This window comes from Longimicrobium sp. (assembly GCA_036389795.1).
Taxonomy (GTDB): domain Bacteria; phylum Gemmatimonadota; class Gemmatimonadetes; order Longimicrobiales; family Longimicrobiaceae; genus Longimicrobium.
This window is the reverse complement of the sequence record DASVWD010000279.1, coordinates 1-7,153: the sequence shown is the minus strand read 5'-3', so window position 1 is coordinate 7,153 and position 7,153 is coordinate 1. Positions and strand designations below refer to the sequence as shown.

Sequence of the window (7,153 nt, the reverse complement as noted above, 5' to 3'; positions counted from 1 at the left end):
GATGGTCACCCGGCCGCGCTCGCGCAGAAGACGCGCATATGCCGCCGGGTCCGCGCGGTCGCCGCCGGTGAGGATGTAGCGCAGCCCTGACAGCGCTTCGGGGATGACCTGCGCGTAGTGGTTGAAGAGGACGGGGGTGATCAGGATGGCGGTGACGCCCTGCTCCTTCAGCAGACGCCCGTACGCGGCCGGGTCGAGCAGCACGTCCTGGGGGACGACGACCACCGCGCCGCCGGTCAGCAGCGGCCCCCACACCTCCATGGTCGCGGCGTCGAAAGCCGGGTTCGCCGCCAGCGCCACCCGGTCGTCCGCGCCCAGGTCCGCGAAGCCGTTGCTCAGCACCAGCTGCGTGATGGCCCGGTGCGGCACCATCACGCCCTTCGGCTCGCCCGTGGAGCCGGAGGTGTACATCACGTACGCCACCGCCTCGCCGCCGACGGGGACCCGCACGTCTTCCGCGCCGCCGTCGTCGAGGTTTTCGGTGGATTCGACGTCGATCCGCTCCACGCCGGGAAGCGGCGCAAGCTCCTGGCCCGGGCGGCTCAGCACGAGCCGGCACCCGCTGTCGGCCGCCATGAAGGCGATGCGCTCCGGCGGGTGCGACGCGTCCAGCGGCACGTACGCGGCGCCCGCCCGGAGCACCGCCAGCTCCGCCACCACCAGCTCCACCGAGCGCGGCATCAGGATCGCCACCCGCGCGTCCGGACCCACGCCGCGCGACCTCAGCCGGCGCGCCAGCCGGCGGGCCCGCGCGTCCAGCTCCGCGTAGGTGAGCGAGCGGTCTCCGGAGACGACGGCAACCGCGTCCGGCGTCCGCTCCGCCTGCAGCGCGAACAGCTCGTGCACCGACGCGCCGCGCGGATACTCCGCATCGGTCGCGTTCCACTTCTCCAGGAGCTGCCGGCGCTCGGCCTCGGGGAGCAGGTCCAGCCGCTCCACCGGCCGGTCCGCGTCCGCCGCCATCTCCTCCAGCACGCGCCGGAGGTAGTCGACGTAGCGCTCCACCGTCGCCCGCTCGAAGAGGGAGGTGGCGTACTCCACCCCGCCGACGATCCGGCCGCCTTCCTCCTGCAGCGACAGCGACAGGTCGAACCGGGACGTCGCCCGCGGCGGCCCCGGCACGGGGCCCAGCGTGAGCCCCGGCAGCTCCAGGCTTCCCCGCGGCGCGTTCTGCCACGCGAACATCACCTGGAACACGGGGCTGTGCGCCAGGCTGCGCGCCGGCCGCACCAGCTCCACCACCTGCTCGAAGGGGATGTCCTGGTTCTGCTGCGCCCCGAGCGCGCGCGCCTTCACCCGCCCCAGCAGCTCCGCCACCGTGGGCGAGCCCGACAGGTCCACCCGCAGGGGCAGCGTGTTGATGAAGAAGCCGATCAGCCCCTCGATCTCCCGCCGCCCCCGGTTGGCCGTGGGCGTGCCGACCACCACGTCCTCCTGCCCCGAAAGACGGCCCAGCACCGCGGCCCAGCCGGCGAGGAGCGTCATGAACAGCGTGGTCCCGTGCCGGCGGGAGAGCGTCTTCAGCCCCGCCGCGAGCGCCTCGTCCAGCTCCACCCGGACCGCGGCCCCGGCGTGGTCCTGCCGCGCGGGACGCGGGCGGTCGGTGGGCAGCTCCAGCAGCTCGGGGGCGCCGGCGAGCGTCTCCCCCCAGTAGTCGGCCTGCCGCTGGAGGACCTCGCCCTCCACCCAGCGCCGCTGCCACGCCGCGTAGTCCGCGTACTGCACCGGCAGCGGCGGGAGCGGGTCGGGATCTCCGCGGCGGAAGGCCCCGTACAGCGCGCCGAGCTCGTCCACCAGCACGCCCATCGACCACGCGTCGGACACCACGTGGTGCATGGTCACCAGCAGGACGTGGTCGTCTTCCGCCAGCCGCACCAGCCGCCCGCGGATCAGCGGGCCCCGCTCCAGGTCGAAGGGCGCGTCCGCCTCCTCGGCCACCAGGCGGCCCAGCTCGGCGTCGCGGTCGGCGTGCCCGGCCAGGTCGTGCTCGAGGAGGGGGAAGCGGCTCTCCACGGCCGGGGCGATGCGCTGCACCGGCTCGCCGTCCACCACCGCGAACGTGGTACGCAGCGCCTCGTGGCGCGCCACGATCCGGTCCAGCGCGCGGGAGAGCGCCGCGCCGTCCAGAGCGCCCCGCAGCCGGAGCCGGTGCCGGACGTGGTAGGCCGCGCCCAAGTCCCCCAGCTGCTCCAGGAACCAGAGCCGCTGCTGCGCGAACGAGAGCGGGAGGCGCCCCGCCCGGTCGGCCGGCTCGATGGCGGGGAGCTCCGCGCGCGCCGCGCTCTCCAGCCCCCGAGCGAAGTCGGCGAGGAGCGGGCGCTCGAACACCTCTCCCAGCGCCACCTCCACCCCCAGCACCTGGCGCACGCGCGAGATCAGCCGCACCGCCAGGAGCGAGTGGCCGCCCAGCTCGAAGAAACTGTCCCACCGGCCCGCCCCCTCCAGCCCCAGCACCTCCGACCAGAGCTCCGCCAGCGCCGCCTCGGTCTCGCCCGCGGGCGCCTCGTACGCCCGCCGCACGTAGGCGTCGCCCTCGGGGGCCGGCAGCGCCTTGCGGTCCACCTTCCCGTTCGGGGTCAGCGGGAGCGCCTCCAGCATCACGTACGACGCGGGGACCATGTACTCCGGCAGCCGGGCGCCCAGGTGCTCGCGCAGCCGGGACACCAGCGCCCGGGTCCGCTTCCCCCGCAGCGGGTCGGTCGCATACGCGGCCAGGGCCCGGCGCTCCCGGCGGGTCCAGGTGGGGAACGGCCGGCGGCCGCCGGCCGCCGCCCCCCTGGCGAACCGCGCGTCGACGCGCCCGGCGTCGTTCGAGTCGGCGAGCCTGACCTCGACCGTCCACCCCAGCGCCTCGCCCAGCCTCCACAGCTCTTCCGGGTCCACACCGTCCGCCGCCGCCCTGCGGCGCACCTCGCCCACCGTCTCCACCTCGTGGGGGTCGCGCCGGAGGTCGAGCTGCCGCAGCGCCCCGCTCACCCGGGCGTTGGGGATCCCCGCGACCACCACCTCGCCACCGCCCTCCTCCCGCAGCCGGGCCTCCAGCGCCTCCAGCGTCAGGCGCCCCGCCTCCCAGTCCAGCCGGGCCGCGTCCGCCGGGGGCTCGCCGCCGCCCGCCCCCACGTGCAGCACGACGTCGTAGCGGAACTCCGTCAGCTCGTTGCGGAAGCGGCCGCGCTTCTGCAGCGTCTCCACCTCGCCGATCGCCTCCAGCTCCCGGCCCAGGGTCCAGAAGAAGGCCGGATCGATCACCAGCTCGGCTTCCTGGAGCTGCGCCTGCTCGGCCCGCTCCCTCCACTCCCCCACCGGGCGGCCCGGCGGAGAGCGGAAGGTCTCGACCGCCGTGTGGAACGCGCCCAGGAGCCGCAGGTCGCGCACGTCGCCGACGAAGATGCGGCCGCCCGGCTCCACCACCCGCGCCGCTCCCTCGAGCACCCGGAGCAGGTACTCGAGGCCGGGGAGGTACTGCGCCACCGAGTTGAGGACGACGGTGTCGAACGACCCCGGCTCGAAGCCGCCGAAGTCGTCGGCCGTGCGCTCCAGGAGCTCCACGTGCCCGAGCTCGGGCCGCTCCCGCCGCAGCCGCTCGATCCCCTGCAGCGCCCGGGGCGAGAAGTCCGTCCCCACGTAGCGCGCGCATCCCGGCGCGATCCGCGACAGCAGGAGCCCGGTCCCGCACCCGATCTCGAGGACGCGCCGGGGGGCGAGCGCGCCGATCCGCGCCACCGTGGCGTCCACCCACTCGCGCATCTGTTCGGGCGGGACCGGCTCGCCGGTGTAGCTGCTGTTCCAGCCGCGGATGTCGAACCCCGGGTCGGCTTCGGCGGAGGCCTGGCCGTACGCGTACTCCCAGGTCGTCATCCACTCGGCCTGGTGCTCCGCGTCCCAGCCGCTCCCCTTCCCTCCTCCCCCGGCGGCCGCCTCGTCCACCCGGGCCCAGTCGGGCGCCACGTACGCCACCAGCCGCCGGTCGCCGGCGCTGTCCTCGCGCGCCACCACCACCGCCTCGCGCACCGCCGGGTGCTCGGCCAGGCGTGCCTCGATCTCCCCCGGCTCGATGCGGAAGCCGCGCACCTTCACCTGGGCGTCGTTGCGCCCCGCGAACTCCAGCGTCCCGTCGGCCCGCCACCGCCCCAGGTCGCCCGTGCGGTACAGGCGCGCGCCGGGCTCGCCGCCGAGCGGGTCGGGGACGAACCGCTCCGCCGTGAGCGCCGGGCGTCCCAGGTACCCGCGCGCCACCCCCGCGCCCCCGATGTACAGCTCGCCCGCCACGCCGACGGGCACGGGCTCCCCCGCGTCGTCCAGCACGTAGACCTGCGTGTTGGCGACCGGGGCCCCGATCCCCACGTGGGCCCGGCCCGCGGCGGACGCCCCGTCCACCCGCTGGACCGACGACCAGATCGTGGTCTCGGTGGGCCCGTAGACGTTCCACAGCGCCCCCACGCGGGCGCACAGCCGCGCGGCCAGGTCGCCCCGGAGCGCCTCGCCGCCGCAGAGGGCGCGCAGGGTGGCGTCGCCCGGCCAGCCGCCGTCCAGCAGGAGGCGCCAGGTGGCGGGGGTGGCCTGCAGCACCGCCCCCGGGGCCGCGGCGACGGCGCGCTGGAGCCCGGCCGGGTCGGCGGCGTCCGCGCGGCCCAGGATCTCCACCCGCGCGCCCGTGGCGAGCGGGAGGAAGAGCTCCAGCGCCGAGATGTCGAAGGCGAGCGTGGTAACGGCGACGAGCCGCTCTCCCGCCTCCACGCCGACGGTGCCCCGCATCGACCAGAGGAGGTTGACCACCCCCCGGTGCGGGTTCATCACCCCCTTCGGCCGCCCCGTGGACCCCGACGTGTAGATCACGTACGCCAGGTGGTCCGGGGTGAGGCCGGCGCGCTCCGGGTCGGTATCCGGGTGATGGGTCCAGGGCGGCGCGTCGGCGTCGAGCGCCAGCACCGGGACGCCCGCCCCGCCGAAGCGTCCCGCCAGCGCGCGCCCGGTGAGCAGCACCGCCGGCGCGCTGTGCCGGAGCACGTAGGAGAGCCGCTCTTCGGGGTAGGCCGGGTCCAGCGGCACGTACGCCCCGCCCGCCTTCAGCACCGCCAGCACGCCCACCACCATCTCCACGCCCCGCTCCACGCACACCCCCACGCGCGCGTCCGGACCCACCCCGAGCTCGCGGAGGTGGTGCGCCAGCCGGTTCGCGCGGGCGGCCAGCTCCGCGTACGAGAGCGCCCGGCCCTCGAAAGCCACCGCCGGCGCGCCGGGCGTGCGCGCCGCCTGCGCCTCGAACAGCTCGTGCACGCACGCGTCGGCCGGGTACGCGGCGGCGGTGGCGTTCCACTCCTCCACCACCCGGCGGCGCTCGGCCGCGGGGAGCACGTCCACGCCCGCCAGCGGGCGCTCCGGCGCCGCCTCCAGCGCCTCCACCACCCCCTCGAGCGCGCGGCGCATCATCGCGCACACCCGCTCGGGCCCCACCGAGGCCGGCGCGATGGCGCTCAGCGAGAGCGCGTCTCCCCGGTCGTCCACCGAGAGCGTGACCGGGAAGTTGGTCCGCCCCACGCCGTAGACGAGCCGGCCGTCCCCGCCGCCGCCCGGGCGCCGCGCGCCCGTCCCGCTGTGCCGGTAGTTCAGCAGCGACGAGAAGAGCGGCGCCGGCGCCTCCACGGCGCTGCAGCGCTGCGCCAGCGCCAGCGAGGCGTGCTCGTGCCGCAGCAGCTCCGCCAGCTGCCGGTGCGTGGCGCGCACCGCCGCCTCCACGCCCTGCGAGCCCACCCGCACCCGCACCGGGAGCGTGTTGATGAAGAGCCCCAGCACCCGCTCCGCGTCCTCGCCCCCGCTCATCCGGCCGAAGAGCACCGTCCCGAACACCACGTCGCCGCGCCCCGACACCCGCGCCAGGACCCGGGCCCACGCCGCGTGGCACACGGCGGCCGCGCTCACCCCCAGCGCCCGCGCGCGCTCGCGCAGCCGCGCCGCCAGGGCGCCGTCCAGCGGGAGCCGCCCCTCGGCCATCCCGGACCCGTCGCCCCACGTGTCGAGCAGGCCGAACGGCGCCGTGGGCTCCTCCACGTCGCCCAGAAGCGCCCGGAAGTACGCCTCGTGCTCGGCGCGGCTCACTCCCAGCCGCGCCTGCGCCACGTACGTGCGGAAGGGCAGCGGCGCCGGGAGCGTGTCGGCGCGCCCCAGCAGGTGCGCCTGGATCTCTTCCTCGATCACCTCCTGCGCCTGGTGGTCGCTCACCAGGTGGTGGCGCTGCAGGAGGAGGAGCCAGCGCTCGCGGGCCGCGTCGCGCGCGGCGTAGAGGCGCACCAGCGGCGCGCGGCGCACGTCCAGCCGGTGGCGCCGGGGGTCGAAGCGCTCGTACAGCTGCTGCGCCGCGTCGCCCGCGGCGGGGTCGAGCTCCACCTCCTCCACCCGCAGCCGGGCCCGGCGCCACACCACCTGCACCGGCTCGGAGAGCCCTTCCCACGCGACGGAGGTGCGCAGGATGTCGTGCCGGTCCACCACCGCCTGCAGCGCGGCCACGTAGGCGTCCAGGCGCCAGCGGGTGTCGAAGGCGTACAGCCCGGCCAGCAGGTACGGGTCTCCCTCCCTGGCCAGCAGGTGGTGGAAGAGGATCCCCTCCTGCAGCGGCGCCAGCGGGTAGACGTCCTGCACGTTCGCCGCTCCGCCCTCCACTCCCGCCACCACGGCGTCGATCTCCGCCTGGCTCAGCTCCACCAGCGGGAGCATCTCGGGGGTGACGGCCTCGCAGGGGGTGGGGATGCGGTTGGGGGGCACCTCGGCCTCGAGCGACTTCCGGCTCACCTCGGCGGCCAGCGCGGCCAGCGTGGGGGTGGTGAAGAGCGCGCTGACCTCGGCGTGCAGCCCGCGCCGCCGCATCCGCCCGATGAGCACGACCGCCCGCAGCGAGTGGCCGCCCAGCTCGGCGAAGTTGTCCCAGCGCCCGACCCGCTCCACGCCCAGCACCTGGGCCCAGATCTCCGCCAGCGCCTCCTCCACCTCGCCCACCGGCGCCTCGTAGCCGCGCCGCGCGTACGCCTCCCCCTCCGGCGCCGGCAGCGCCCGGCGGTCCACCTTCCCGCCCGGGGTGCGCGGCAGCGCCTCCAGCCGCACGTACGCCGCCGGCACCATGTGCTCCGGGAGCCTCTCCGCCAGGTGCGCCCGCAGCGCC

At 76.4% G+C, this 7,153-nt stretch carries 1 protein-coding gene; it reads right to left on the bottom strand.

The genetic code is table 11. From position 1 onward, the window contains the following. The coding region (locus VF746_31580) for an amino acid adenylation domain-containing protein (protein ID HEX8697002.1) at positions 1 to 7,153 on the bottom strand (7,153 nt) is incomplete at both ends.